The 25,859-nt window shown below is 66.5% G+C and carries 24 protein-coding genes; 16 read left to right on the top strand and 8 right to left on the bottom strand.

The window, feature by feature from the left end; genetic code table 11:
• Positions 1–100 precede the first annotated feature (100 nt).
• The gene (locus VAPA_RS15985; protein ID WP_021007799.1) at positions 101–862 is read right to left on the bottom strand and encodes a transporter substrate-binding domain-containing protein; all 762 of its coding nucleotides are present in this window, start codon (positions 860–862) and stop codon (positions 101–103) included.
• Positions 863–929: 67 nt separating this feature from the next.
• Positions 930–1,748: a substrate-binding domain-containing protein gene (locus tag VAPA_RS15980; RefSeq protein WP_021007798.1), complete on the bottom strand. Its 819-nt coding sequence runs from the start codon at positions 1,746–1,748 to the stop codon at positions 930–932.
• A 135-nt stretch (positions 1,749–1,883) separates the two neighbouring features.
• On the opposite strand from VAPA_RS15980, the gene VAPA_RS15975 reads away from it, so the two are divergent.
• Positions 1,884–2,657: a helix-turn-helix transcriptional regulator gene (locus VAPA_RS15975; protein ID WP_021007797.1), complete on the top strand. Its 774-nt coding sequence runs from the start codon at positions 1,884–1,886 to the stop codon at positions 2,655–2,657.
• Between the two features lie 37 nt (positions 2,658–2,694).
• Positions 2,695–3,603 carry a DMT family transporter gene (locus VAPA_RS15970; RefSeq protein WP_021007796.1) on the top strand — a complete coding sequence of 303 codons (909 nt, stop codon included), beginning with the start codon at positions 2,695–2,697 and terminating at the stop codon, positions 3,601–3,603.
• Here the strand turns inward: VAPA_RS15970 and VAPA_RS15965 are convergent.
• The gene (locus VAPA_RS15965) at positions 3,589–3,873 is read right to left on the bottom strand and encodes a DUF1488 family protein (protein ID WP_021007795.1); all 285 of its coding nucleotides are present in this window, start codon (positions 3,871–3,873) and stop codon (positions 3,589–3,591) included. The two genes, VAPA_RS15970 and VAPA_RS15965, sit on opposite strands and share 15 nt — an antisense overlap.
• 125 nt (positions 3,874–3,998) lie before the next feature.
• Between VAPA_RS15965 and VAPA_RS15960 the strand changes: the two genes are divergently transcribed.
• From VAPA_RS15960 to VAPA_RS15950, 3 genes are all read left to right on the top strand, one after another.
• Complete coding sequence (locus VAPA_RS15960) at positions 3,999–5,150, top strand: sensor histidine kinase (protein ID WP_021007794.1); 1,152 nt, start codon at positions 3,999–4,001, stop codon at positions 5,148–5,150.
• A 37-nt stretch (positions 5,151–5,187) separates the two neighbouring features.
• Positions 5,188–5,727, top strand: a complete 540-nt coding sequence (locus VAPA_RS15955; protein WP_041946479.1) for a DEAD/DEAH box helicase family protein — start codon at positions 5,188–5,190, stop codon at positions 5,725–5,727.
• A gap of 131 nt (positions 5,728–5,858) precedes the next feature.
• Complete coding sequence (locus VAPA_RS15950; protein ID WP_021007792.1) at positions 5,859–7,271, top strand: IS701 family transposase; 1,413 nt, start codon at positions 5,859–5,861, stop codon at positions 7,269–7,271.
• Between the two features lie 548 nt (positions 7,272–7,819).
• Here the strand turns inward: VAPA_RS15950 and VAPA_RS15945 are convergent.
• Both VAPA_RS15945 and VAPA_RS15940 read right to left on the bottom strand, forming a co-directional pair.
• Positions 7,820–8,725, bottom strand: a complete 906-nt coding sequence (locus VAPA_RS15945) for a response regulator transcription factor (RefSeq protein WP_021007791.1) — start codon at positions 8,723–8,725, stop codon at positions 7,820–7,822.
• A complete protein-coding gene (locus VAPA_RS15940) occupies positions 8,703–12,098 on the bottom strand; it encodes a hybrid sensor histidine kinase/response regulator (protein ID WP_021007790.1) in 3,396 nt (1,131 codons plus the stop codon). The genes VAPA_RS15945 and VAPA_RS15940 overlap by 23 nt, the downstream gene beginning before the upstream one ends.
• Positions 12,099–12,348: 250 nt before the next feature.
• On the opposite strand from VAPA_RS15940, the gene urtA reads away from it, so the two are divergent.
• From urtA to ltrA, 9 genes are all read left to right on the top strand, one after another.
• Entirely contained in the window at positions 12,349–13,614 is a 1,266-nt protein-coding gene (gene urtA, locus VAPA_RS15935) for an urea ABC transporter substrate-binding protein (protein ID WP_021007789.1), read from the top strand.
• Between the two features lie 67 nt (positions 13,615–13,681).
• Positions 13,682–14,596, top strand: a complete 915-nt coding sequence (urtB, locus tag VAPA_RS15930) for an urea ABC transporter permease subunit UrtB (RefSeq protein ID WP_021007788.1) — start codon at positions 13,682–13,684, stop codon at positions 14,594–14,596.
• Positions 14,597–14,630: 34 nt separating this feature from the next.
• A complete protein-coding gene (gene urtC, locus VAPA_RS15925) occupies positions 14,631–15,836 on the top strand; it encodes an urea ABC transporter permease subunit UrtC (RefSeq protein WP_041946478.1) in 1,206 nt (401 codons plus the stop codon).
• A gap of 22 nt (positions 15,837–15,858) precedes the next feature.
• Positions 15,859–16,602 (top strand): urea ABC transporter ATP-binding protein UrtD, encoded by a 744-nt coding sequence (gene urtD, locus VAPA_RS15920; RefSeq protein ID WP_021007786.1) that lies wholly within the window; start codon positions 15,859–15,861, stop codon positions 16,600–16,602.
• Between the two features lie 213 nt (positions 16,603–16,815).
• Entirely contained in the window at positions 16,816–17,505 is a 690-nt protein-coding gene (urtE, locus tag VAPA_RS15915; protein ID WP_041946477.1) for an urea ABC transporter ATP-binding subunit UrtE, read from the top strand.
• A gap of 41 nt (positions 17,506–17,546) precedes the next feature.
• The gene (fmdA, locus tag VAPA_RS15910; protein WP_021007784.1) at positions 17,547–18,779 is read left to right on the top strand and encodes a formamidase; all 1,233 of its coding nucleotides are present in this window, start codon (positions 17,547–17,549) and stop codon (positions 18,777–18,779) included.
• 7 nt (positions 18,780–18,786) lie between these two features.
• The gene (locus tag VAPA_RS15905) at positions 18,787–19,134 is read left to right on the top strand and encodes a zinc ribbon domain-containing protein (protein ID WP_021007783.1); all 348 of its coding nucleotides are present in this window, start codon (positions 18,787–18,789) and stop codon (positions 19,132–19,134) included.
• 148 nt (positions 19,135–19,282) lie between these two features.
• Entirely contained in the window at positions 19,283–19,633 is a 351-nt protein-coding gene (locus tag VAPA_RS15900) for a hypothetical protein (RefSeq protein WP_021007782.1), read from the top strand.
• A gap of 445 nt (positions 19,634–20,078) precedes the next feature.
• The gene (gene ltrA, locus VAPA_RS15895) at positions 20,079–21,452 is read left to right on the top strand and encodes a group II intron reverse transcriptase/maturase (RefSeq protein WP_021007781.1); all 1,374 of its coding nucleotides are present in this window, start codon (positions 20,079–20,081) and stop codon (positions 21,450–21,452) included.
• A 184-nt stretch (positions 21,453–21,636) separates the two neighbouring features.
• Here the strand turns inward: ltrA and VAPA_RS15890 are convergent, their stop codons facing one another.
• On the bottom strand, positions 21,637–21,948 hold the full coding sequence (locus VAPA_RS15890; protein ID WP_021007780.1) for a hypothetical protein: 312 nt from the start codon (positions 21,946–21,948) through the stop codon (positions 21,637–21,639).
• Between the two features lie 257 nt (positions 21,949–22,205).
• The gene (locus VAPA_RS15885; protein ID WP_021007779.1) at positions 22,206–22,889 is read right to left on the bottom strand and encodes a class I SAM-dependent methyltransferase; all 684 of its coding nucleotides are present in this window, start codon (positions 22,887–22,889) and stop codon (positions 22,206–22,208) included.
• 115 nt (positions 22,890–23,004) lie between these two features.
• Here VAPA_RS15885 and VAPA_RS15880 point away from each other — a divergent pair, with 115 nt between their 5' ends.
• On the top strand, positions 23,005–23,925 hold the full coding sequence (locus VAPA_RS15880) for a MurR/RpiR family transcriptional regulator (RefSeq protein ID WP_196232510.1): 921 nt from the start codon (positions 23,005–23,007) through the stop codon (positions 23,923–23,925).
• On the opposite strand, the gene VAPA_RS15875 is transcribed toward VAPA_RS15880, so the two are convergent.
• On the bottom strand, positions 23,862–24,737 hold the full coding sequence (locus tag VAPA_RS15875; RefSeq protein WP_021007777.1) for an HAD-IIA family hydrolase: 876 nt from the start codon (positions 24,735–24,737) through the stop codon (positions 23,862–23,864). The genes VAPA_RS15880 and VAPA_RS15875 overlap by 64 nt on opposite strands.
• A 183-nt stretch (positions 24,738–24,920) precedes the next feature.
• Between VAPA_RS15875 and VAPA_RS15870 the strand changes: the two genes are divergently transcribed.
• Positions 24,921–25,856, top strand: a complete 936-nt coding sequence (locus VAPA_RS15870) for a phosphate/phosphite/phosphonate ABC transporter substrate-binding protein (protein WP_021007776.1) — start codon at positions 24,921–24,923, stop codon at positions 25,854–25,856.
• Positions 25,857–25,859: the final 3 nt, after the last annotated feature.

Here is a 25,859-nt window from a genome sequence, read left to right as displayed (position 1 = left end):
CCGCAGCGAAATAAAGGAGGAGCCCGAAGGGCGGGGGACATTCGCGGAGGGGAGTACCCGGTGGCCTGTGCACGCGCCCTGAACAACGGCGCCAAAAAAACTACAGAGCCACGCCAGTAGAAGCCGGCGCCACGATCGCACCTTCGATGCGGTGACGCTGAAGCGCATCGGCGACAAAGCCACTCGCCTTCATCTCCTCGACGAAGGCCGCCAGCAGCGCCTGCGCCGCGGCACCGCGGCTCGCGGGCGTGCCCATGGCCTGCTGGATCACCATGAAGCGGCCGGGCAGCACGCGCACGCCCGGCTCGCGCCGAGCCTCGGCCTCGAGCAGCTGGCGAATGCCGGCGGCCACCTCGACCGCGCCCGAACGCAGCGCCGCCAGCGCCGGGGCCGCGCCCTGGAGCCGGATGATCTCGGCCTGCTCGATCTCGCGCGTGAGGAACAGGTCGTAGGCGCTGCCCGCACCGACCGAGATGCGATGGCCCTTGGCATCGACCTGCGCGTTGTCCGTGAGCTCCGATGACTCGCGCACGAGGTAGCTGCCTTCGATCAGCACGTAGGGCGCGGTGAACAGCAGCCCTTCGCTGCGTGCCGGGTCGATCGCGAAGAAGCCGATGTCGGCCTTCTCGTTCCTTACCGCGTCGACCGATGCCGCCGCCTTCTCGAACACCACGAGCTCGATGCCCACGCCGAGCCGGCGCGCGAACTCGCGCGCGAGATCGATCGACACGCCCACCGGCTCGCCGGTGGCCGCATCCTTGTTCGCGAGGATCGGGTTGCCGAGGTTGATGGATGCGCGCAGCGTGCCGCCGGGCGCGAAGGCGGAGACAAGAGCGGGGGCGACGGGTTGGGGCTGGTTCATGGCGTCCATCGTTCGGGGAAGATGATGGGCGCCAGTTTACTGAGCCCCGAGCCGCCGCATCGGCGCATCAGCGCGCCGTCAGAGGCTCGAGCCCCGTCTTCGCGATGGTCGGTGCCGCTTCGGGCGAGTTGAGATAGCGGATCACCTGGCGCGCCGCATCGGGCTGCTTCGAAGCCGTGGCAATGCCGGCCGAGAACACCGTCACGCGCTGTACCTCCGCCGGCAGCGGGCCGATGTAGTCGATGCCCGCGATCGGCAGCAGTTCGCTTACCTGCTGCAAGCCCAGCGCCGCGTCGCCGCGCGCCACCACGGTGCCCACGCGCTCGCTCAGGATGCGCTTGCTCTTGGGCTTGACCTGTTCCTCGATGCCGAGCTTCTTGAGCAGCTCGGTCTCGTAGTAGGTGCCGCTGGCGCTGGCCGAGTAGGCGATCGAAGGCGCAGCCAGCAGCGTGCGCTTGAGTGCGTCGACCGTTGCGATGTCGGGCTTGGGCGCGCCCTTGCGCACCGCAAAGCCGATCGACGAGCGCACCAGGTCGACCTGGCTGCCGGCCACCACCTTGCCTTGCGCCACCAGCGCGTCGAGCGCGGGCCGCGCGAGGATCACCACGTCGGCCGGCTCGTTGCGCGACAGCCGGCTCGGAATGGAATCTTCCGCATTGCCCATGGAAGCGCCATACGCGGTCTTGACCGTGCGGCCGCTGCTGCGCTCGAAGCCGGGGCGCAGCTCGTTGTATGCGGCCGTGAAGCCGCCCGAGGTCATCACGTGGATGTCGCCGGCAGCGGGCGGCGGGCTGCCGAAGCTGCCGCATGCGGAAAGAACGGCCGCTGCGGCCAGCAGGCTGGCGCGGCGGGTCAGGCGGTCGAACGAGAAGGTCCGGGTCTTCATGGTGTCTCCTGATGAATCACCCCATCGTAGGCAGCGAGGCTGTCAATCGGCCTTCAGCGCCTTCGGGGTAAACACCAGGGCCTGTGGCCCGGCTGGCAGAATCCGGGGGAAGCGGCCCTGCTGCCTTTCAAACCAATGACCTACCTTCGCAGCGTGCTCTTCGAAAGCGGCTCCGTCAGCTGCCAGCTTGCCACGCTGGACACGGCCGAGCCAGGCTGGAGCCCGCCTTATCGCGTGCAGGGGCCTCGCTTGCTGCTGCCGCTGACCCAGCGCTTCGAATGCCGTCTTGATGCGGATGCCTTCGTCTGCGATCCGGCAGCCGCGCTGTGGCTGTCGCCCGATGGGCCCTACCAGTTGAAGCACCCGATGGCGGGCCAGCGCAGCGTGGTCCTCACGCTTGCCGAAGATCTGGCGCCGACGGGCAGGGCCTACCTGCCGCTGGGCAGCCAGGTGCTGTTGCGCCGATGCCTGCAGGCCCATGCGATGCAGGCCATCGATGCGCTCGAGATGCAGGAACACCTTGCCGGATTGATCCAGAGCGTGCGGCCGGCCGATCGGCCGGGCTCGTCGAAGATCCATCGCGCGGTCGAACGCGCCCGCGACTACATCGCCGCCGCACCGGAGCGCAGCGACACGCTCGACGAGATCGCCAAGGCGGTCCATTGCTCGGCATTTCATCTGGCGCGCCGGTTCCGCATGCACACGGGAACGAGTCTGCACGGGCTGCGCAACCAGTTGCGCATGACGCTCGCGCTCGATCGCCTGCGCGAAGGCGAGAGAAGCATCAGCGCGCTTGCGGCCGACCTGGGTTTTGCAAGCCATGCGCACTTCACTGTGGCCTTTCGGCGCGCCTTCGGCATGGCACCGAGCCAGATGCGCACGAATCTGGAAGCGCGCCGACTGCATTGATCGAACACTGCATGCTTCGTATTCAGCGGAGCAACAGATGGTCAATGTGCGTCTTTCAGCCGGCCTGGCCGCCGGTGTGGCCTCGGCGCTGATCGCGGGCATCTGGCAGGTCGCCACGCGCCACTCGACCACCACCACGATCGCACCGGCCGACCTGGCCACCCTGCGCTACGGCATACCGGCCATCGTCCTCATGCCAGTGTGGCTGCGCGTGGGGCTGCTGCCTCGCGGGGTGCCGCTGCGGTGGCTGATCGGAATGGTGCTTGGCGCGGGGTTGCCGTTCGGGCTGGTGGCGATGACCGGCACCAGGTTCGCTCCTTCGGCGCACATGGGCGTCTTCATGGCGGGTGCGTGCCCGCTCTTCGCCGCGGGCCTTGCCTGGATGCTCTGGCATGAGCGTCTCGACCGACCGCGCGCATTGGGCTTGGCATTCCTTGCGGCAGGCATCGGGATCCTGGGCGCGGGCAGCTTCCGCGGCTTCGATGCGGGCGCCTGGCGCGGCGATCTGCTCTTTCTTCTCGCGGCCGCGCTGTGGGCCGGCTTCACGCTGTCGTTCAGGCGCGCCGGCCTCGGCGCGTGGCAAGGCGCGGCGGTCGTCAATGCGTGGTCGGCGATCCTGCTCGTTCCGTGGCTGCTGTGGCGGGGCGGAACGGGCTTGCTCGATGCGCCGCTGCGCGACGTGCTGTGGCAGGCGCTGATGCAGGGCGCGGTCGCCGGATTGCTGGGGCTGTGGATCTTCGGCGCGGCCGTCGCACGTCTTGGTGCGTCGCAGGCGGCCGCATTCGGAGGACTGGCACCCGTTTTCTCCGCATTGGGCGGATGGTGGTGGCTGGCCGAGCCCATCACGGACATCGACCGGATCGCCATTGCCAGTGCCGTGATCGGTGTGACGCTGGCCAGCGGTGCCTGCACGCGCGGTGCGCGCGTGGAATCAGCCGCGGGGTAGATCGAACTCGCGCAGCATCACCGGCTCGATCGAGCCCTGCGCCACCCGGCGGCGCACCGCCGCTTCGAGCTGGTCCGCGTACTGCGCGTAGATTTCCATCGGGTCGTCGCCCTGCGCGCCGGGGCGGAAGCGGTAGCGCAGGATGTCCCTGCTGATGCTCGCACCCATGGGTTGGCCATCGATGAGCACCCAGAAGCGGACCGTGCCCGAGGCCTCGTGGAAGAAGGGAGGATCGACGGGGGCCGTCCCGGAAAGAGGCTGTTCAGACATGAATGTGTTCCGGTACGAGGAGCCTCAGGATACGCTTCATCGAGTACCCCTTCTGCGGGGCGCGCGGACTGCCTCGCTCGGCGCGCCTCCTGTTGTCCTACAAGGAGGCGCATACTCCGTCCAGCATGCGCCTGAGCCAATTCATCAAAGACAACATCGAACCCATTCTTGTCGAGTGGGAATCCTTTGCACGAACGATGATCCCGCCGGCGGAGACCATGTCGGTCATCGAGCTGCGGGACCATGCGCATGAAATCCTGCTGGCCATTGCCGGCGAAATGGAATCGGCCCAGTCGGAAAAGGAGCGCGAGGCAAAGTCCAAGGGACTCGCGCTGCCGTTCCTGAAAGAGACTTTTGCCGCCGAACATGGGGGCCTGCGCCAGCGGGTGGGTTTCGACCTCTCCCAACTGGGCGCGGAATATCGCGCGCTGCGGGCCACCGTCCTTCGTTTGTGGATGGGACACGTCGGCACGGTCGATGCCGCGGTGCTGGAAGAGGTGGTGCGCTTCAACGAAGGCATCGACCAGGGCCTTGCCGAGGCCATGGCCACCTATTCCGACCATGTGGCCAATTCCAGGGACACCTTCCTGGCCGTGCTGGGGCACGACCTGCGAAACCCGTTGAGCGCGCTCAGCTCCTGCATTCATCTTCTCGAGCTGGCAGGCGAGGCCAAGCCCAAGGAACGCACGCTCCAGATCGCCAGGCGAAGCATTGCGTCGATCAACGACATGGTCACCGACCTGCTCGAGTACACGCGCACCCGGCTCGGCCGCGGCATCGAGGTGATTCCGCAGGAAGGCAACCTGAGCGCCCTGTGCCAGGAGGCCTTCGACGAGGTCTGCGCGGCCTATCCCAAGCGGGAACTCGTCGCCGAGCTTCCGGCCGGCGTGGTGCTGATGTTCGATGCGCCCAGAATGCGCCAGGTCCTCACCAACCTGCTGAGCAACGCCGTGCAGCATGGAGACCCTGCCCATCCCGTGGCGCTGGTGATCCGGGACGAGGGGGCGCACGTGACCCTGATGGTCAAGAACCAGGGAAGGCCGATTCCTCCCGATTCGATGCAGGTCATCTTCAACCCGCTGGTGCAGGTTGCGACACGCGAATCGGCGCCGCACGAGCGCCCCGCCACGAGCCTGGGCCTGGGCCTCTACATTGCGCGGGAGATCGTGACGGGGCACGGCGGCACCATCACGGTGACCTCGTCCGCGGCAGAAGGCACGGCATTCACCGTCCATCTGCCTCGCGGCGGCAGGCAGGCGGCCCTGCCCGGCGCGTGAGGCCGATGCCCGCATGCGTTCGGCAACAATCGACCGCATGAAGCTCGTTTTCATCTACGGCCCGGTGGCTTCGGGCAAGCTGACTGTTGCAAGGGAACTGGGGCGCCTCACCGGCCTTGCGGTTTTCCACAACCATCTGGTGGTCGATGCGGTGGCCTCGGTGTTTCCGTTCGGCACGCAGCGGTTCGTGAAGCTGCGCGAAAAGATGTGGCTGGACGTGATGGCCGAGGCTGCAGAGGCAAAGCGCTCGCTGATCTTCACCTTCGCGCCGGAACCGTCGGTGGCCGAAGGCTTTCCGCAGCGGGCCGTTGCGGCGGTGGAAGCCGCGGGCGGCAGCACGGCCTTCGTGCAACTGCGCGTTCCGGCGGCCGAGCAGGAACAACGGCTCGTGGCCCCGAGCCGGACCGAGTTCGGAAAGCTTCGGTCGCTGGACCTGCTGCGGCAGATGCAGGAGCAGTTCGCCGCGTCCGAGCGCGCCATGCCGCATGCGCGAGTCATTGTCGATACGTCGGTGGTGCAGCCGCCGGCCGCCGCGCGCGCCATTGCCGAAGCGCTGGGATTGCCGACGATCCAATAAGTCCTCAGGGCACGGAGGCAGGCGCTGCGCAGCTATTCATTGCATAGCACCGGTGACTAGTCTTACTGTGTTAGTAATTTGAACAGAATCAAGGCATTATGCGAACTTCTTCGAGCAAGAGGTGAGCCTTGATGAAGGAACTGCGTGAGTTTGAGCGCTACCTGGCGCATTTGGGCGAGGGTCTGGGCCATGCAGACAGGCAGGCTGGGCTGCGCGGGTATTGCACCGGCCTGATGGCGCCGCTCAAGCGCAAGAGCGTGGAGCCGATGGCGGCGCACCTGGCACCTGCGGCCACGCGCTCGCGCCACCAGTCGCTGCACCACTTCGTGGCCGATTCGGCCTGGTCTGACGAACAAATGCTGCTGCGCGTGGCGCAGTGGGTCGTACCGGCGATGGACTTCAGCGACGGCGGCTGGTGGATCGTCGACGACACCGGCTTTCCCAAGCAAGGCCGGCATTCGGTGGGTGTGGCGCGCCAGTACTGCGGCATGCTGGGCAAGCAGGACAACTGCCAGGTGGCGGTGAGCGTGACGCTGGCATGCCAGGCGGGCAGCCTGCCGGTAGCCTGGCGGCTGTACCTGCCTCAGGAATGGGCCGTCGACAGGGAGCGGCGCGAGAAGGCGGGCGTTCCGCAAGACTTGGCGTTCGCCACCAAGCCGGCGATTGCGCTGGCGCAGATCGAGCGGCTGATGGCGCAAGGCGCCCCCAGGCACTGCGTGCTGGCCGATGCCGGCTACGGCATGGAGACGGCGTTTCGGGAACGCCTGAGCGAGTTGGGCCTGCCCTACGTGGTGGGCGTGACGGGCCAGGTGACGGTGTGGCCGCCCGGGCATGCGCCGCTGCCGCCCGAGCCGTACAGCGGACGTGGCAACGTGCCTACCCGGCAGCGCTTGGGGAATGCCAGGCACCAGCGCCCGCTATCGGTCAAGGAGTTGGCCTTCGAGCTGGATCCTTCTCAATGGCAGACCCTCGAGTGGCGCGAGGGCACCAACTTCGCCTTGCGATCTCGCTTCGCCCGCGTTCGCGTACATGCAGCCCATCGCGATCATCAGCGCTCGCAGTTGCGCCCTCAGCAGTGGCTTCTCATCGAGTGGCCCGAAGGCCACAAGGAGCCGATGAAGTACTGGCTGTCCACGCTGCCCGAGGCCGTGTCGCTGCAGCGCATGGTGCTGGAGGCCAAGATGCGCTGGCGCATTGAGCGCGACTACCAGGACCTCAAGCAGGAATTGGGGCTGGGCCACTACGAAGGCCGGGGCTGGCGGGGGTTCCATCACCACGCCAGCCTGAGCATCGCCGCTTACGGTTTCTTGATGGCGCGGCAACTGCGGCATCCCGAGGGAGCCGGTAAAAAAAACTCCGCACGAAGCAAAGAATCTGCCCTACCCACGCATTACAAGCCTCGCGGCAGCCCAGCGCACGCAGCGCCACGTCCCATCGTCCATCACGACTTTGCGGCTGCTTATCGCCGCAGCCTTGCTCAAGACGCTGCCCCGATGTCCGTGCTGCCTGCGCGCAAACGCAAGGCTACGCTTGTGACACAGTAAGACTAGGCCGGCCCGTCATGATGACTTTTGACTACAAGCCGGGTTTTCGGCGTCGTCTAGCTTGGCCCCTTGTCGAGACATCAACAAGGAGATATCGATGAAGCTGACACGACGTATTGCACCGACTCTGGTTGCGGTTCTCATGGGCGCCTGCGTGGCCCCGCTCGCATTGGCTGCGGGCGGCGGCTCGGGAGGCGGCGGTGGAGGCGCTGGGGGCGGGGCGGTGGGGGAGGTGGCGGCAGCAGTGCCGGCGCAGGCGTCGGTGCTGGCGTAGGTGCTGGCGTAGGTGCGGGTGCGGGAGGCAATGGCGCCGGCGCGGCCAGCGGGACCAATGCCTCGGCCAATGCAGCCACCCCGGCGACACCCGCCACGCCCGCAACGCCGGCAACGCCATCGCCGCAATCCTCTTCTTCCTCGTCCACGATGTCTGCAACGCCCGCGACGCCGGCCGTGCCCGGCTCCAAGGCCGACAGCACCACGACGACGCCTGCGGTGCCTGCAACGCCGGCCTCGAAGAGGTAGAGAACGAGGTCATCAGGGCGACCGGATCAGGCCAGCTGACCGCTGGCCAGTGCCGCCGCGGCAGCGCGCGTTTCGACCCCGAGCTTCTCGAAGATGTGCTCGAGATGCTTGTTGACCGTGCGCGGGCTGGTGCCCAGGATCTCGCCGATGTCCCGATTGGTCTTGCCCTTGGCAAGCCATGAGAGCACCTCGGTTTCGCGCGGCGTGAGTGCCGCTTCGGCCAGCCGCGCCGACGGCTTGCCCGCGGGCCCTTCGGGCTGCGCCGCGAACAGCAGCATGGTTTCGCCGAGCGCTGCGGCGCCGAGGTTGCGCACCGAGATGCGTGCGCCCGCCGCCGTGGCCACCGCAATGGCCGCGCCGGGTGCAAGCGCGGGTTCGAGCGAGGCTGGCAGCAACCCGGCTGCCGGCGGCGGATCGAGCGCGTGAAGCCACAGCGCGGCTTGCGGCGAGCGCCATGCGATGCGCCCGCGCGCGTCGACGAAAACCACGCCCATGCCGGCCACGTCGACCGCGTCGCGCGCCATGCGCGTGATGCGCGCATTGCGCGTGTGCGTGTGCAGCCGTGCGAGCACCTCCTGCGCGCGGATCGGCTTCACCACGTAGTCGACGCCGCCGCATTCGAAGCCCTCGACCACGTGCGCGGTTTCCGAGAGGCCGGTCATGAAAAGCACCGGAATGTGCGCGAGCGCCGCATTGGCCTTGATGCGCCGGCAGGTCTCGAAGCCCGAAAGGCCGGGCATCAGTCCATCGAGCAGGATCGCGTCCGGCACCACCAGCTCGAGGCGCTGCAGCGCGGCCTCGCCGTCGGCCGCGACCAGCACGGTGTAGCCGCTGGACTCGAGCGTGTCGCACAGCATGCCGAGGCTGCTGGGGGCGTCGTCCACCACCAGCACCACGGGGCGTTCGGTTTCAGGGGGCGAGAGTGTCTGCATCTTGTTCTGCGAGTGCCTTGCGGAGCTTGTCGAGTTCGAAACGGGTGACCATGCCGCGCAGCCAGGTGCAGGTGGCCGCGGCCGGCGGGGATGCGGCGGCGAGCCGGTCGAGCACCTGGTGGAGGCCGCGCACGTGGCCCATCTGCACCAGCCGCATCAGCTCGGCGCGGTCGTCTTCCGACAGCGCGAGCTGCCCCGGCCGCGGTGCGATGTCGACGGCGGGCGGCATCGCGTCGTTCGACGCCAGCCATTCGAGCCCGAGGTGGCGTTCCAGCGTGGCGATCAGCTGCGACTCGATGACCGGCTTGCCCACGAAGGCCTGGCAGCCCGCGGCGCGCAGCAGCTCGCTCTGGTTCTCGAACATGTTGGCCGAGACGATGATGATCGGCAGGCGGTCGAAGCCCGAGGCGCGCACCAGCGCCGCGGTCTGCCAGCCGTCCATGTCGTCCATGGTGAGATCCAGCAGGATGGCCGAGGGCAGGTTCTCGCGCAGGCTGTCGAGGCATTCGGTGCCGCTCGCGGCTTCGCGCACCTCGAAGCCCAGCGGGGCGAGCATGCCGGCCAGCATCTGGCGCTGCACCGGCTGGTCGTCGACCACCAGCAGCGTGCGGCGCGCGCCGATGTAGCCCGACACCTGCCGCCGCAGTGCGCCGGACTGTGCCTGCGGGCCGGGGTCGGCCACTTCGCGCAGGTACACCCGCACGCTGAAGGTGCTGCCCGCGGGCGAGGTGGCGGCCAGCGCCAGCTCGCCGCCCATCAGCGATGTGAGAAGGCCCGTGATGGTGAGGCCGAGGCCGGTGCCGGGTTCGCCGCGCCGGCGTCCCGCGGCCCCGCGCTCGAAGGGAAGAAAGATGCGCTGGTGGTCCTGCGGCGCCACGCCGATGCCGGTGTCGACCACGTCGAAGCGCAGCACTTCGCGCCGCGCATCGACATGCAGCGTGACCGTGCCGCTGTCGGTGAAGCGCACCGCGTTGGCCAGCAGGTTGATGAGAATCTGGCGCAGCCGCTTGGCATCGGCATGCACCCAGGGTGGCAGCCGCCCGCTGTGGGTGTACACGAACGCAAGGCCCTTGTTCTCTGCCTGCGGCCGCACCATGTGCACCACCTCGTCGAGAAAGGCCGGCAGCGCGAGCGGGGCGGGCTCCAGCTGGAGGCGGCCGGCCTCGATGCGCGCCAGGTCGAGCAGGCCGTCGATCAGCCCGAGCATGTGCTCGCCGCTGCGCTGGATGGTCTGCACTGCTTCCCGTGGCGGCGCCACGGCCTCGCCCTTGAGCAGGATCTGCGAATAGCCCAGGATGCTGTTGAGCGGCGTGCGCAGCTCATGCGTCATGCCGGCCACGTAGCGGGTCTTGGCCTGGTTGGCGGCTTCGGCGGCTTCCTTCGCGGTCTGCAGGGCGGCATCGGTGCGCTGGTGCGCCTCGATCTCGATGGTGAGCAGATGGTTGTGGCGGTTCGATTCCTCCTGCGCCATCTGCCGGCTCTCGCTGCCCAGCACGATCCACCAGGCGGCCACGGCCGCCACCAGCGACAGCAGCGCGAACACCTTGAGGAAGGCGCTGCGCAGCGCCGGGTCCACTGCATCCGCGCCCACGATCGCCTCTTGGGCATACACCACGCCCATCACCGTGGCCAGCAGCGCCACCAGCGAGGTGGCCACCATCAGGTAGTGCGCCACGCGAAAGTTGAGCCGGCCCGACAGCGCGGGCGGCAGCAGCGCCTTGAGCCAGCCGCTCATCTGCTCGGCCGCGCGGGAGTCGGTCTTGCAGCGGTCGTGGCAGCGCGATTCCAGCGTGCAGCACAGCGAGCAGATCGGCGCGCTGTAGGCCGGGCAGTGCGCCATGTCCTCCGACTCGAAGCTGTTGTCGCACACCGAGCACTTCACGATCTGCCCCGGCGTCCAGCGCCGGATGTCGCTGCGTGCCAGGTAGTAGCGCCCGCGCGTGCGCCAGGCCAGCAGGGGCGAGACAAGAAGTGCCGTGATCAGTGCGATGAAGGGCGAGAACGCGCGCGCCCACTGGCCCAGCAGGCCGGAGTACGCCAGCATGGCCAGCGCGGCCGCCACCAGCATCGCGCCCAGGCCGACCGGATTGATGTCGTACAGATGCGCACGCTTGAACTCGATGGTGCGCGGGCTCCAGCCCAGCGGCTTGTTGATGACCAGGTCGGCCACCAGCGCGCCGACCCAGGCGATGGCGATGTTGCTGTAGAAGCCCAGCACGTGCTCGAGCGCCGCGAACACGCCCAGCGTCATCAGCAGGATCGCGATGACCACGTTGAACACCAGCCACACCACGCGCCCCGGGTGGCTGTGCGTGAGCCGCGCGAAGAAGTTCGACCACGCCAGCGAGCCCGCGTAGGCGTTGGTGAGGTTGATCTTCATCTGCGAGACCACCACGAACAGCGTGGTGATCGCAAGCACCCAGGCCGGGTCGCGCAGCACGTACGAAAAGCCCGTGAGATACATCAGCGTGGGCTCGATGGCGTGCCTGCCCGGAATCTCGTGCTGGAGCGCAAGAAAGGCTAGGAAGGCGCCGCCCATCATCTTGAGCATGCCCGGCACGATCCAGCCCGGGCCCGCCACCAGCACCGCGGCCCACCAGCGGCCCCGGTTGGCGGCCGTCTTCTCGGGCAGGAAGCGCAGGTAGTCGACCTGCTCGCCGATCTGCACCACCAGAGAGAAGGCCACCGTGGCGGCGGCGCCGAACATCAGCGGGTCGAAGCTGCTGCTGTCGGAGGTGCGGCCCACCAGGCCCGTGAAGTCGGCATACAGCTCGGGCTTCTTCACCAGCACCGCGATGAACGGGCACACGAACAGCACGATCCAGATCGGCTGCGTCCACAACTGCAGGCCCGAGATGAGCGTGATGCCGCGCATCACCAGCGGCACGATCACGATCGACGACAGCAGGTAGAGCAGCGGCAGCGGCCAGTCGAGGTACAGCTGCAGCGCCAGCGCGAGGATGGCCGCCTCCAGCGCAAAGAAGATGAAGGTGAAGCTCGCGTAGATCAGCGAGGTGAGGGTGGAGCCCAGGTAGCCGAAGCCCGCGCCGCGCGTGAGCAGGTCCATGTCCACGCCATGCCGGGCCGCGTAGTAGGAGATCGGCAGGCCGGTGAGGAAGGTGATGAGCCCCACCACCAGGATCGCCCACAGCGCATTCGAGAAGCCATAGCTCAGCGCGATGGCGCCGCCGATGGCCTCCAGCGCCAGGAAGGAAGTGGCGCCGAAGGCCGCGTTGGCGACACGGAACTCCGACCACTTCCGAAAGCTGCGCGGCGTGTAGCGCAGCGCGTAGTCCTCCAGCGTTTCGTTCGCAACCCACGCGTTGTAGTCGCGGCGGATGCGAAAGATCTTCTGGCCGGTGACGGATGGCATGGTGGGCTCTTGCGGCGAGGGCGGCGGTGGCATGGCAGGCAGACACAGCAAGAAGCGCTCCCTGCATTCGGCCCGCCTGTGCACGGCCTGCGAGTCTGGACGCAGGCGCACCTCTGGCCGCTACGTTGAATGACGTATTCGCGGCGGCGCAGGTGATTTCTAAAGTACCAGCCATGGTGCTCGGGGCACCGTCCGATGCACTGCGATGGTGCGCGGCTCTCCTTTCCAACAACCTGCCTGGAGTTTCCTGATGTCGCGTGATTCCGATCCCTCCCTCGATGCCCTGGCATTGCGCCGCCGCCGACTGCTGCAGGGCGCCGCCGCGCTGCCCGTGATGGGCCTGAGCGGCCTGAGCTTCGGCCAGTCGCAGTTCCCCACGGCCAAGGTCAACACCACCAAGCTCGCGGTGACCGACACCGAAGTGACCGTGGGCCAGCTTCACTCGTCCTCCGGCACCATGGCCATTTCGGAGACCGGCTCGATCCAGGCCGAGCAGCTCGCCATCGACCAGATCAACGCGATGGGCGGCATCCTCGGGCGCAAGATCAAGGTGATCAAGGAAGACGGCGCCTCCGACTGGCCGACCTTCGCCGAGAAGTCGAAGAAGCTGTTGGTCAACGACCATTGCGCCGCGGTCTTCGGCTGCTGGACCAGCGCCTCGCGCAAGGCCGTGCTGCCGGTGTTCGAGAAGGAGAACGGCCTCCTGTACTACCCGACCTTCTATGAAGGCCTGGAGCAGAGCAAGAACGTGATCTACACCGGCCAGGAAGCCACGCAGCAGATCATCTGGGGCCTGGACTGGGGCGCCAAGGAGAAGAAGGCCAAGACCTTCTTCCTGGTGGGCTCCGACTACATCTGGCCGCGCACCTCGATGAAGATCGCGCGCAAGCACATCGAGAACTTCCAGAAGGGTTCGGTCAAGGGCGAGGAGTACTACCCGCTGGGCCACACCAACTTCAACTCGCTGATCAACAAGATCAAGGTGGCCAAGCCCGACTGCATCTTCGCGGCGGTGGTGGGCGGCTCGAACGTGGCCTTCTACAAGCAGCTGAAGGCCGCGGGCATCACGGGCGACAAGCAGTTCCTGCTGACGCTGGCCGTGACCGAGGACGAGATGACCGGCGTGGGCGGCGAGAACTTCGCGGGCTTCTACTCGTCGATGAAGTACTTCCAGTCGCTGGACAACCCGAACAACAAGAAGTTCGTGGAAGCCTTCAAGGCCAAGTACGGCAAGGACGCGGTGATCGGCGACGTCACGCAGGCGGGCTATCTCGGCCCGTGGCTGTGGAAGGCGGCGGTGGAGAAGGCGGGCAGCTTCGACGTGGACAAGGTGGTGGCCGGCTCGCCGGGCATCGAGCTGAAGACGGCACCCGAAGGCTACGTGAAGCTGGACGCGAACCATCACCTGTGGAGCAAGGCGCGCATCGGGCAGGGGCAGCTGGACGGGACGTTCAAGGTGGTGGCGGAATCGGCTGAATTGATCAAGCCGGATCCGTTCCCGAAGGGCTATCAGTAAGCAGGCCGCCGACCCTCACCCCAACCCTCTCCCGCGCGCGGGAGAGGGAGTCAATACAGGAATCTCCATGACTCTGTCGGACATGATGAACATCGGCCTCATGCAGGGCTTCGCGGGGCTGAGCCTCTTCGCGGTGCTGCTGCTGATGGGCCTCGGGCTCGCGATCATCTTCGGCCAGATGGGCGTGATCAACATGGCGCATGGCGAGTTCATGACCATCGGCGCGTACTCCATCTACCTGGCCGCGCGCGTCACCGAAAGCCTCGCGCCCGCGTTCATGCCGTACTACTTTCCGATCGCGATCGGCCTCGCCTTCGTGTTCGCCTTCATCGTCGGCTGGATCGTGGAGTGGGTGCTGATCCGCCATCTCTACAAGCGCCCGCTCGACACGCTGCTCGCCACCTGGGGCGTGAGCCTGGGCCTGCAGCAGATCTTCCGCACCTTCATCGGCCCGAAGGAAGTGAGTCCCACGCTGCCCGAGTGGCTCATGGGCTCGTGGACGCCGCACGAGGGCCTGGACATTCCGATCAACGGCCTGTTCGTGCTCGCGCTCACCGCGCTGGTCACCGGCGGCGTGCTGATCGCGCTGCACAAGAGCCGCTGGGGCCTGCGCGTGCGCGCCACCGTGGCCAACCGCACCATGGCCAACGCGACCGGCATCGACACCATGAAGACCGACCGCCTGACCTTTGCCATCGGCTGCGGCATTGCCGGCATGGCGGGCGCGGCCTTCACCACCATCGGCTCGACGGGGCCGACCTCGGGCTCGCTCTACATCGTCGATGCCTTCCTGGTCGTCACCTTCGGCGGCGCCGCCAGCCTGCTGGGTACCGTGGTCTCGGCCTTCGGCATTGCGCAGACGCAGTCGATCTCGGAGTTCTTCATGACCGGCTCGATGGCCAAGGTGCTGACGCTCTCGCTGATCGTGCTGATCCTGATGATGCGTCCGCAGGGCTTGTTTGCAGTCAAGGTCCGTCGCTGATGAACCCGATTCCTTTCTGGAGAACGTTCCGATGATGAATTTCATCAAGGCCTCGATCCTGCGCTACCAGCTCGGCAGCCTGCTGCTGCTGGTGCTGCTGCTGGCGGTCGTGCTGCCGCTGTCGCTCGACATCTTCCGCCTCAACCTCGTGGGCAAGTACCTCACCTATGCCTTCGTTGCCGTCGGCCTGGTGATGGTGTGGGGCTACGGCGGCGTGCTGAGCCTGGGGCAGGGCGTGTTCTTCGGCATCGGCGGCTATGCGATGGCGATGTTCCTCAAGCTCGAAGCCTCCGACCCCGTCACGACCAAGATCCAGTCGACGCCCGGCATTCCGGACTTCATGGACTGGAACCAGATCACCGAGCTGCCCGCGCTGTGGCTGCCGTTCAAGAGCCTGCCGCTGAGCCTGGCGCTGGTGGTGCTGGCGCCGATGGCGCTGGCCTGGCTCGTGAGCTTTGCGATGTTCAAGCGCCGCGTGGGCGGCGTGTACTTTGCGATCATCACGCAGGCGGTGGCGCTGATCTGCACCGTGCTCATCATCGGCCAGCAGGGCTACACGGGCGGCGTCAACGGCATGACCGACCTGAAGACGATGCTGGGCTGGGACACGCGCACCGACGGCGCCAAGTACGTTCTCTACTACGTCTGCGTCGGCCTGCTGATCGCGAGCATCGTGCTGTGCCGCTGGATCCAGACCAGCAAGCTCGGCACGCTGCTGCTGGCCATGCGCGACAAGGAAGACCGCGTGCGCTTCTCGGGCTACGACGTGTCGAACTTCAAGGTCTTCATCTTCTGCCTGGCGGCCGGACTCTCGGGCATCGGCGGCGCGATGTTCGCGCTGCAGGTGGGCTTCATGTCGCCGAGCTTCGTGGGCATCGTGCCGTCGATCGAGATGGTGATCTTCTGCGCCGTGGGCGGCCGCATGAGCCTGGCGGGCGCGGTGTACGGCGCGCTGCTGGTGAATGCGGGCAAGACGCTGTTCTCGGAGAGCTTTCCGGACCTGTGGCTGTTCCTGATGGCCGGGCTCTTCATCGGCGTGACCATGGCCTTCCCGATGGGGCTCGCGGGCCTGTGGGACGAAAAGATCAGGCCCTGGTGGAAGGAGCGCCGCAAGGCGCTGCGCGAAGCCGCGGTGCAGCCGCCGGCATCCACTGCAACACCGCCTGTACCGGGTTCTCCTTCTGCATTGCCGTCGCCCGAACCGCAGTTGCCTGAAGGCGTCGGCAGCCAGCGCGCATGACTGAACCCGGAGCCACCACCCCATGAGCAACACCGACTTCGCCCTTGCGGTGGAAGATCTCAGCGTCTCCTTCGACGGCTTCAAGGCCATCGACAACCTCACGCTCTACATCGACAGGAATGAGCTGCGCGTGATCATCGGTCCCAACGGCGCGGGCAAGACCACGCTGCTGGACCTGATCTGCGGCAAGACGAAAGCGAGTGCCGGCAGCATCAAGTTCAAGAACACCGAGCTCACGAAGATGGCCGAGCACAAGCGCGTGCGGCTGGGCATCGGCCGCAAGTTCCAGACGCCGTCGATCTACGAGAACCTCAGCGTGTTCCAGAACCTGGAGGTTTCCTTTCCGAAGGGCCGCTCGGTGCTCGGTGCGCTGGCGTTCAGGTGCGACGACGAGGTCAAGGCCAAGGTGCAGGCGGTGGCCGAGGACATCGGCCTGGCCGACAGGCTGCGCACCGAGGCAGGCTTGCTGAGCCACGGCCAGAAGCAGTGGCTGGAGATCGGCATGCTGTTGATGCAGGAGCCCGAGCTGCTCATGCTCGACGAGCCCATTGCCGGCATGAGCGCGCGTGAACGCGAGCTCACGGCCGACTTGCTCAAGCGCATCTGCCAGAACCGCGCGGTGATCGTCATCGAGCACGACATGGCCTTCGTGAAGCAGATCGCGCACAAGGTCACGGTGATGCACCAGGGAAAGATCCTGGCCGAGGGGCCGATGGAGAAGGTGCAGGCGGACCCGAAGGTCATCGATGTTTATCTGGGGCACTAGATGAAGTCTCGCGTTGTGCTTTGTTCAGGGCGCGATCCCGCCGACGGGGTACCTTGCTCCGCGAATGTCCTCCGGCCTGCGGCCTCCCCCTTGATTTCGCTGCGCAAGGCACCCCATCGACGTGATCGTTGCACACGAAGGTCGTTGCTCGGCCAAGCACCGGCAGCGCGCCCAGAACAAGAGCAGTAGAGGAGTCAACAAATGAGCAACATCATGGTGAAGGCAGAAGACCTTCACGTAGCCTACGGCCAGAGCGAGGCACTGCACGGCATCTCTTTCGAGGGCCATGCCAACGAAACAATAGCCATCATGGGCCGCAACGGCATGGGCAAGACCACGCTGTTCAAGAGCCTCATGGGCGTGCTGCCGATCAGGAGCGGGCGCATCGAAGTGGCGGGGCAGGACGTGTCGCGCGACGAGAGCTTTCGCCGCGTGGCCAAGGGCATTGCCTACGTGCCGCAGGGCCGGATGATCTTTCCGACGCTGACCGTGGAAGAGAACATCCAGACAGGCCTGGAGAACTCGAAGACGAGGCGCATTCCCGAAGATATCTACGCGCTGTTCCCCGTGCTGTGGGACATGAAGCGCCGCAAGGGCGGCAACCTCTCGGGCGGCCAGCAGCAACAGCTGGCCATTGCGCGCGCCCTCGTCACCGATCCCAAGGTGCTGTTGCTCGACGAGCCCACCGAGGGTATCCAGCCTTCAATCATCAAGGACATTGCCAAGGCCCTCAACGAGATCCGCAAGCTGCGCGGCATCACCATCGTCGTGTCCGAGCAGGTGCTGAGTTTCGCGCTCGACGTGGCCGACCGGCTGTTCGTGATCGAAGGCGGCCGGCTCGTGCACGAGACCGCGCGCGACAAGACCGACGTGGACCACATCAAGGCCTATCTCTCGGTCTGACCTTTTCCGTTCAACCACAACCCAACCAGGAGCCACTGCATATGACGGACACGCTGATCAAGGTCGACCTGACCAAGCCGCCCACCGAGAACGAGATGATCCACAACCGCTGGCATCCGGACATTCCGATGGCCTGCTGGGTCAACCCGGGCGACGACTTCATCCTCGAGACCTTCGACTGGACCGGCGGCTTCATCAAGAACAACGACAGCGCAGACGACGTGCGCGACATCGACCTGAGCACCGTGCACTACCTCTCGGGCCCCGTGGGCGTGAAGGGCGCCGAGCCCGGCGACCTGCTGGTGGTCGACCTGCTCGACATCGGCGCCAAGCAGGACAGCCTCTGGGGCTTCAACGGCTTCTTCTCGAAGAAGAACGGCGGCGGCTTCCTGACCGACCACTTTCCCGAAGCGCAGAAATCCATCTGGGACTTCAAGGGCATGTTCACCAGCTCGCGCCACGTGCCGGGCGTGAACTTCGCGGGCCTGATCCACCCCGGCTTGATCGGCTGCCTGCCCGACAAGCCGATGCTCGACATGTGGAACGAGCGCGAAGGCAAGCTCATCGCCACCGACCCGGACCGCGTGCCCGGCCTCGCCAATCCGCCGTTCGCCGGCACCGCCCACATGGGCAGGATGACCGGCGAGGCGCGCGCCAAGGCGGCGGCCGAAGGTGCGCGCACCGTGCCGCCGCGCGAGCACGGCGGCAACTGCGACATCAAGGACCTGTCGCGCGGCTCGAAGGTGTTCTTCCCTGTATACGTCGACGGCGCGGGCCTCAGCGTGGGCGACCTGCACTTCAGCCAGGGCGACGGCGAGATCACCTTCTGCGGCGCCATCGAGATGGCGGGCTGGGTGCACATGAAGGTCACGCTCATCAAGGGCGGCATGGCCAAGTACGGCATCAGGAACCCGATCTTCAAGCCGAGCGTGATCACGCCGCAGTACAGCGACTACCTGATCTTCGAAGGCATCTCGGTCGACGAGGCCGGCAAGCAGTACTACCTGGACGTGAACGTGGCTTACCGCCAGGCCTGCCTGAACGCCATCGAGTACCTGAAGAAGTTCGGCTATTCGGGAGCGCAGGCCTATTCGATCCTGGGCACGGCACCCGTACAGGGCCACATCAGCGGCGTGGTCGACGTGCCCAACTCCTGCGCCACGCTCTGGCTGCCCACGCAGATCTTCGACTTCGACATCAACCCGAATGCCGCGGGACCGATGAAGATGATCGACGGCAGCATCGACATGCCGCTGTCGCACGACCTGGCCTGACACGCCGATGCCCACCTACGACTACGCCTGCGGCCAGTGCGGCGGCTTCGAGGCGCTGCGGCCTTCGGGCCAGCGCGACGATCCCGCCGCGTGCCCCGACTGCGGCTGTGCATCGCCGCGCGTACTTTCGGCCGCACCGTGGCTCGCGCTGATGGCCTCGGGCACGCGCCGTGCGATGGAGACCAACGAGCGCGCCCGGCACGAGCCGGGCAGCTCGCGCGACTACGCGCGCTTCAAGCATCCGGCGGGCTGCGGCTGCTGCTCGGGTTCATCGTCGCGTCGCAGCGCGACGGTCACGGCGGCGAACGGTGCCAAGTCCGCGCCGGCTAAGCGGCCCTGGATGATTTCGCACTAATCCTTGGCTAAGATTGCGGGGCAGGTTGTGCCTTGGCATCTGCCCGATTGTTTCAATCTCGTGAACGCCGTGATTCGTTTTGCGGCGTTTTTTTATGGGGCTTCGGGATCAAACTTCATCTCACCAACCAACCCATTAGGAGATTGAAATGAATGCCTCGAAAGTCCTCGCCGCTGCTGCCCTCTCACTCCTGGCTGTCGCCGGTGCGCATGCAGAAACCTATGAAGGTGTGCTGACCGTGAACTCGGGCGTTTCGCGCGCCGAAGTCGCGCCGCAAGCCGTTGCAGCCGCCCGTGCCGGCAATGAATACAGCGACGGCGCCGCCGCCGGCGCACAAGCCTTCACCTCGACCGCCGACCGCGCGACCGTTCAAGCCGAAGCCGTTGCCAAGGCGCATGACCCGCTGGCCAGCCTCGACCGCCGCGCGTTCTACCGCGACGAAGTGCCGCAAGCCTACAAGAAGCCCAGCGTGTCGTTCACGCGCCAGGCTGGCCTGTAAGCCAGGACGGCAAGCCGATGCATCGGCTGCGCGACAAGAACAACGGGCCTTCGGGCCCGTTTTTCGTGTGCGCCCAGCATGGGCGCGATCCTGGAGGTGCAAGTCCTCCCGCGAGCTGACCACAGCGAGCGAAGTGAAGCGCAACTGCGTGAGGGCGACCGAGCGTGGGGAGGAAGCGTGAAGCGTAAACCGCGAGTCGAGGTACACAAACCTCATCTGAGGCGCTGCCGAGCAGGGCGAGCGGGCACGATACCGCGAAGCTCTTGTGGTCAAGGCGAGGTGGCGTAAATGGGGCGATTGTGCAGTGAAGGATCGCGTTCTTGCCTGGGGAGATCTCGCCTCGTGCCTGAAAGGGCGACGGGCTTGCCCGGAGCGAGAAGTCAGCAGCGGCCGTAGTAGTCGGGTTCCCCGACGAAGGGCCAAACGAAAAGGACAGTGACGAGGTATGCCGACCGGAAGTGCAATGCATCAGAAGTGCGTGCAAGCGCAGCGACCGACGCAAGGGCGCGGTGAAGCCGCGCCGGAGCGTGGGCGCGATGAAGCACGGCCGGCGCGGCATGACCACACGCACTGGGGGCCAGAGGACCTGCTGGGGCAGGCACTGGCACAGCACAACATGGCGGCGGCGTGGAAACGCGTCAAAGCCAACAAGGGGAGCGCCGGCGTCGATGGACGCACGGTGCAGCAAACGGGGGAAGACCTGAAGACCCAATGGCCCGACATCCGGCGCGGCTTGCTCGACGGTACCTACCGGCCCAGTCCGGTACGCCGCGTGGGCATTCCCAAACTGGGTGGCGGGACACGGGAATTGGGGATTCCCACCGTGGTGGACAGGCTGATCCAGCAGGCCCTGTTGCAGGTGCTGCAACCGCTCATCGATCCGACCTTCAGCGAGCACAGCTACGGCTTTAGGCCGGGGCGCAGCGCGCATCAGGCGGTCCAAGCGGCCAGGCAGTATGTGGAGCAAGGGCGACGTGTGGTGGTGGACGTGGACCTGGGGAAATTCTTCGACCGCGTGAACCACGACATCCTGATGGATCGGCTGGGCAAGCGAATCGCCGACAAGGCGGTGCTGCGGCTGATCCGTCACTACCTGAACGCCGGCATCATGGCGCACGGGGTCATGCAGATGCGCGTGGAGGGCACGCCGCAAGGTGGGCCGCTGTCGCCGCCGCTGCTGGCCAACGTGCTGCTCGACGAGGTGGACCGCGCGCTCGAACGCAGGGGGCGCAAATTCGTGCGCTACGCGGACGATTGCAACGTCTACGTCAAGAGCGAGCGTGCCGGGCAACGGGTGCTGGACGGGGTGCGCGCCTGCTACGCCAAGCTGCGGTTGAAGGTCAACGAGACCAAGACCGCTGTGGCGACGGCATGGGGGCGCAAGTTCCTGGGCTACTGCCTGTGGGCTGCGCCGCAAAAGCAGGTGAAACTGGCCGTGGCCGGGGAGGCGGTGCAACGCTACAAGCAGCGCATTCGCCAGATAACCCGGCGCCAGACGGGGCGCAGCATGAACCAGATCGCACAGGACCTGCAAGCGTTCCTGCCGGGGTGGAAGGCGTACTTCCAACTGGCACAGACGCCCTCGGTCTGGCGGCGACTGGACGAATGGTTGCGGCACCGCTTGCGAGCCATCCAGTTGAAGTTCTGGTGTCGGGGCCCGACCATGTACCGTGAACTGCGCGCCTTGGGCGCCAGCGGCGACGTGGCGGCCCAGATCGCTGGCAACTCTCGCCGTTGGTGGCACAACAGCGCACTCGGCCTGAACCGGGTGCTCACCATCGCATACTTCGATCGCCTTGGAGTTCCCCGCCTGTGCTGACCTCAACTTCTCGAACCGCCCGGTGCGGACCCGCATGCCGGGTGGTGTGGGAGGGGACCGGTCTTCGCTGACCGGCCCCTATCCGATTGGCGGTGGCGGTAGCGTTCGTGCGAATCAGGCCGCGTGCGCGAGGATGTTGACCAGCTTCCCGAACGGATTGCGTCCGGCACCAGCCGTTTGACTTTCATTGCTGCGGGCCCCTTTCGGCGGCTTCTTCCTGCGTGATGCGGAAGGCCTTGGGCTCGCCTTTGGATTCGGCATGCAGCAGCTCGCTTTCGACGCGGATGTTCGTCCACGTATCGATGATGCCGTCCGAGCCGATCAGCTCGATGCTGTCGCCGGAAAGAACCCGGTAGCGAAACAGCGGCGCGCACTGCGGGCCGTCTTGTGTGCCCAGCACGGCGCGAACGAAACCGTTCGGCTGGAACCAATAGATTTCGACATGGGTGTCGGAGGCCAGTTGCAGGCGGCAATCAAAGGGAATGGGCGGTTGCATGACGGAAATTCATCGGGTGGGTCATACGACTCGAAAGCACGGCTTCTACATCCTCTGCCAATGCCGATGGGAAGGCTCGCAGGTCCGTGATTCGCGAAGACTCATTCATTCGGCGGCGTCCCTGCTTGCTGAGTGCCGGTGATCAAGTGATTTCCCCGGAGACCCGAAACGCGACGTCTGACCGAGCGAGAAGGGAGTCCGGCGGATTTCACTACAAAGCAGCCATTTCCGAATGAGGAACGGCCGAATATAGGGCCTCAGCCGGTGGTTCGCCGGTAGGTCAGCAATCGTCCCCTGTAGCCCACGGTATTGACTGTCGCCAGCTGGTCCAGCCGCTCCTCGCACATGCCGAACCCCTCTTCGGCCATCTGCCGGTTGAAGGCCGGCCGGTTGCCGCGGTCGGGGTCGACGATCCATACCGCGGCGGCGGGGCTGGCGTGGCGGCCGACGAAGGCTGCGAGCAGGCCCTTTGCATCGCGCTCGTACAGCAGGTCGCTGCCGATGATGAGGTCGTACAGGCCATGCACGTCGCCATCGGCCCCGGTCTCCTGCATGCCCCAGTGGCCGCGCCGGTACTTCATGGGCGGCAGCGCATTCAGTCGAAGGTTCTCCAGCAGGAAGCCTGCGGTGAGCGGGTGGCAGTCGCTGGCGGTCATGTCGTTGCCGCGGCGATGGCCGACGAGGCTCGCCAGCGCCAGACCGCAGCCGATTTCGAGCACGCGCGCACCGAGCACGACCGGGTGTATCGCCATGCGCGCAGCCAGCTGTGCGCCCGACGGCCAGAGCAAGCCGAACATCGGCCACGAAGCCGAAGAAATGCCTTGCGCGGCGGCCGCGCCCAGCGGGTCGGAGAACTGTTGGCGGTCGAGCAGCGACCGGATGACGAGGTCGTCCGCACCCGCGATGGCGATGCGTTCCAGCTTGATTTGGTAGCCCGGCATCGGAGGGGTGCGGGGCCTCGCGGGCGAGGCCCCGAAGCAGCAAAGGAGGCCCAGTATGCGCGCCACCCGCGCCGGCACGTGAAACCGCCACCGTTGGCGGGTAAGCTCGCGGCCCATGAAGCGCAACAGCACCCCCCGATCCGCCAGCACCAAGGCCACCGCCACGCCGCCGCCCGAGGCGCCGGACGGGCAGGTCTCGGCAGTGCTGGCGCGCATCGAGACGCTGTGGTCCTCCCTCGGCCCGGTGGGCCAGCGCATCGCCGACTTCATCGTGAAGAATCCGCGCGAGGTGGTCCACATGTCGGTGAGCGAGGTGGCCGAGCGCACCGGCTCGAGCGAGGGGAGCATCGTCGGCCTGTGCAAGAACCTTGGCGCCACCGGTTTCCAGCAGATCAAGATCGCGCTGGCGCAGGAGATCGTGCGGCCGGTGCAGTTCATCCATGAAGACCTCGATCCGCAGGACAAGGCCGACGCGGTCATTCGCAAGATCTTCCAGAGCAACGTGCAGACGCTGCACGACACGCAGGCCACGCTCGACGCGAAGGCGATGGAGCGCGCGGTCAAGCTGTTCCGCAAGGCCGAGCGCATCGAGATCTATGGCATCGGCAGCTCCGCCACGATCGCCGAAGACGCCCACTACCGCATGCTGCGCATCGGCCTGAACGCCAAGGTGGAGGTCGATTCGCACGTGCAGGCCATCAGCGCCTCGCTCACCGATTCGAAGGTGGCGGTGCTCACCATCTCGCACTCGGGCAGCACGCACGAGACAGTCACGGCCACGCGGCTTGCGAAGGAAGCGGGTGCCTCCACGGTGTGCATCACCAACTTCGGCAAGTCGCCGATCCAGGCCTTTGCCGACGTGGTGCTCTTCACCATGGCGCGCGAGACCAGCTTTCGCACCGAGGCAATGACGAGCCGCCTCGCACAGCTGGCGATCATCGACGTGCTGATCGCCTGCCTCGCGCTCTCGGACTACGACACCTCGGTGCGCACGCTGCGCCAGACTTTCGACGTGCTCTCGCTCAAGCGGTACTGAGGCGCTTCTTCGCGCGCAGCGAACAGTCCGGCCACGGTGGGCGCTACCGCACCCGGTGTCTGGCCCACCAGCAGGCACGCCATGCCGAGCCTCGCGGCGCCTTCGGCATCGGTGAGCGGGTTGTCGCCGACGACCACCGTGCTGCCGGGCTCTGCGCCCAGGCGGCGCAGGCCTTCCTCGAACAGCAGCGGCGCGGGCTTGCCGATCACGCGCCAGGGCTGCTGGCCGCTCGCGGCGATCACGGCGGCGAGCAGCGCGCCGGTCTCGGGCACCACGCGGCCTTGCGGGCCGGGGTGCGTGGCGTCGGCATTCGTCGCGATCAGCTTGGCGCCGCGCAGCAATTCATTCGCGACGACGGCGAGCCGCGCATGGCTGAAGTGCATGTCGAGCGCGAGCAGCACGAAGTCGGCGCTCTCCTGTACGAGATCGCAGCCTTCGGCACGCGCAAACCGCTGGAGCGCCGGACTCCCGATCAGCAGCACGCGGGCGCCGGGGTGCTGCTGCGCCAGTTGCCGCACCGCCAGTTCGCCGGCCAGCACGATGCGCCCTGGCGGCACGCGCAGACCCAGCCGGCCCAGCCGCTTCGCCAGGCCCTGCGCCGTGTGCGTGGAGTTGTTGGAAACGATGGCGTAGCGATCGTGAAAGTGCGCGAGCAGTGCGGCTGCGCCGTCGATCGCTTCCTGCTGGCGCACCAGCGTGCCGTCGAGGTCGACCAGCAAGTGGCGGGCCCGCGTGGGCCATTCGCCGTTCACTGCGGTGCCGTTGCTGCTGGCGTTGCCATTGCCTGTCGCTGTCTTGGATTTCGTGCTCATGGATCTCCGGTATCGGCCGACCGTATCTCGGCCATGGCGCCGGATTGTATTGAACATTATTCAATCAATTTGTTATTTTGTACTGAGCTAATTTCATTTTCCTGTCATCTTCGGTTTCTAAGCTCACCGGCATCCGAGCGATGGACCCGCTCGCCACTCAGATCCGAAACGAAGGAACCGATCATGAAGAAGCTCCTGGCCGCCGCGGCCGCCGCACTCTCGCTGTCCGCAGCGCTTTCCCCCACGGTCCATGCGCAATCGGTGGCCGACGGCTCGCGCGAGCATCCGCTGCGCGTGCTGCTGATTCCCGCCGACGGCGGCACCGAGTCGGGCACCAAGGCCGACTACGCGCCGGTCTTCAACGCGATCACGCGCACCACGGGCCTGAACTTCGACCTGAAGGTCGGCCAGTCGTACGGTGCCGTGGTCGAGGGCATGTGCAACCAGCTCGCCGACATCGCCTTCTTTGGCCCGGTGTCGTATGTGCAGGCCCACAAGCGCGGCTGCGCGCAACTGCTGGCCGTGGGCGTGGAGAAGGGCGCTTCGGTGTACTACGCCGGCATGTTCGCCAAGGCCAATGCACCCATCGCAGGCATCAAGGACGTCAAGGGCAAGCGCGTGGCCTTCGGCGACGTCAACTCGGCCTCGAGCTTCACCTTCCAGGTCGCGATGCTGATGGACGCGGGCATGGACCCGGCCAGGGACCTCTCCGCCATCCGCATGACCGGCAGCCACGCGAGCAGCCTGGCCGCGCTGGTGCAGGACCAGGTCGACGTGGCATCGCTCTCGTTCGACTCCTACGAGAAGGCGGTGAAGCAGGGCGCAGTCGATCCGAAGACCATGAAGGTCATCGCCAGGAGCATGGCCATTCCGTACCCGCCGCTCGCGCTCAACTCGAAGCTGCCCGAGCCGCTCAAGGCCAAGCTGAAGGACGCCTTCCAGACGGTGAACAAGGCCCCCGGCGTCACGCCCGACATGATCCGCGGCTACGGCGGCAGCAAGATCGACGGCTACGACACCAAGTTCTCCGAAGACGAGTTCAACGTCGCGGCCGAGAAGCTCGGCCTGCTGACCGACGAGCTCAAGGGCCGCATCCTCGCCAAGGCCGCGGAGCGTTGAGCA

The organism is Variovorax paradoxus B4 (genome assembly GCF_000463015.1).
Taxonomy (GTDB): Bacteria; Pseudomonadota; Gammaproteobacteria; order Burkholderiales; family Burkholderiaceae_C; genus Variovorax; species Variovorax paradoxus_E.
This window is presented reverse-complemented; position numbering and strand designations above follow the sequence as displayed.

Excerpts from the sequence above, each read along its gene's own strand:
- VAPA_RS15985 (WP_021007799.1), bottom strand. The coding sequence starts at position 862 with ATGAACCAGCCCCAACCCGTCGCCCCCGCTCTTGTCTCCGCCTTCGCG.
- VAPA_RS15980 (WP_021007798.1), bottom strand. The coding sequence starts at position 1,748 with ATGAAGACCCGGACCTTCTCGTTCGACCGCCTGACCCGCCGCGCCAGC.
- VAPA_RS15975 (WP_021007797.1), top strand. The coding sequence starts at position 1,884 with ATGACCTACCTTCGCAGCGTGCTCTTCGAAAGCGGCTCCGTCAGCTGC.
- VAPA_RS15970 (WP_021007796.1), top strand. The coding sequence starts at position 2,695 with ATGGTCAATGTGCGTCTTTCAGCCGGCCTGGCCGCCGGTGTGGCCTCG.
- VAPA_RS15965 (WP_021007795.1), bottom strand. The coding sequence starts at position 3,873 with ATGTCTGAACAGCCTCTTTCCGGGACGGCCCCCGTCGATCCTCCCTTC.
- VAPA_RS15960 (WP_021007794.1), top strand. The coding sequence starts at position 3,999 with ATGCGCCTGAGCCAATTCATCAAAGACAACATCGAACCCATTCTTGTC.
- VAPA_RS15955 (WP_041946479.1), top strand. The coding sequence starts at position 5,188 with ATGAAGCTCGTTTTCATCTACGGCCCGGTGGCTTCGGGCAAGCTGACT.
- VAPA_RS15950 (WP_021007792.1), top strand. The coding sequence starts at position 5,859 with ATGAAGGAACTGCGTGAGTTTGAGCGCTACCTGGCGCATTTGGGCGAG.
- VAPA_RS15945 (WP_021007791.1), bottom strand. The coding sequence starts at position 8,725 with ATGCAGACACTCTCGCCCCCTGAAACCGAACGCCCCGTGGTGCTGGTG.
- VAPA_RS15940 (WP_021007790.1), bottom strand. The coding sequence starts at position 12,098 with ATGCCATCCGTCACCGGCCAGAAGATCTTTCGCATCCGCCGCGACTAC.
- urtA (WP_021007789.1), top strand. The coding sequence starts at position 12,349 with ATGTCGCGTGATTCCGATCCCTCCCTCGATGCCCTGGCATTGCGCCGC.
- urtB (WP_021007788.1), top strand. The coding sequence starts at position 13,682 with ATGACTCTGTCGGACATGATGAACATCGGCCTCATGCAGGGCTTCGCG.
- urtC (WP_041946478.1), top strand. The coding sequence starts at position 14,631 with ATGAATTTCATCAAGGCCTCGATCCTGCGCTACCAGCTCGGCAGCCTG.
- urtD (WP_021007786.1), top strand. The coding sequence starts at position 15,859 with ATGAGCAACACCGACTTCGCCCTTGCGGTGGAAGATCTCAGCGTCTCC.
- urtE (WP_041946477.1), top strand. The coding sequence starts at position 16,816 with ATGGTGAAGGCAGAAGACCTTCACGTAGCCTACGGCCAGAGCGAGGCA.
- fmdA (WP_021007784.1), top strand. The coding sequence starts at position 17,547 with ATGACGGACACGCTGATCAAGGTCGACCTGACCAAGCCGCCCACCGAG.
- VAPA_RS15905 (WP_021007783.1), top strand. The coding sequence starts at position 18,787 with ATGCCCACCTACGACTACGCCTGCGGCCAGTGCGGCGGCTTCGAGGCG.
- VAPA_RS15900 (WP_021007782.1), top strand. The coding sequence starts at position 19,283 with ATGAATGCCTCGAAAGTCCTCGCCGCTGCTGCCCTCTCACTCCTGGCT.
- ltrA (WP_021007781.1), top strand. The coding sequence starts at position 20,079 with ATGCCGACCGGAAGTGCAATGCATCAGAAGTGCGTGCAAGCGCAGCGA.
- VAPA_RS15890 (WP_021007780.1), bottom strand. The coding sequence starts at position 21,948 with ATGCAACCGCCCATTCCCTTTGATTGCCGCCTGCAACTGGCCTCCGAC.
- VAPA_RS15885 (WP_021007779.1), bottom strand. The coding sequence starts at position 22,889 with ATGCCGGGCTACCAAATCAAGCTGGAACGCATCGCCATCGCGGGTGCG.
- VAPA_RS15880 (WP_196232510.1), top strand. The coding sequence starts at position 23,005 with ATGAAGCGCAACAGCACCCCCCGATCCGCCAGCACCAAGGCCACCGCC.
- VAPA_RS15875 (WP_021007777.1), bottom strand. The coding sequence starts at position 24,737 with ATGAGCACGAAATCCAAGACAGCGACAGGCAATGGCAACGCCAGCAGC.
- VAPA_RS15870 (WP_021007776.1), top strand. The coding sequence starts at position 24,921 with ATGAAGAAGCTCCTGGCCGCCGCGGCCGCCGCACTCTCGCTGTCCGCA.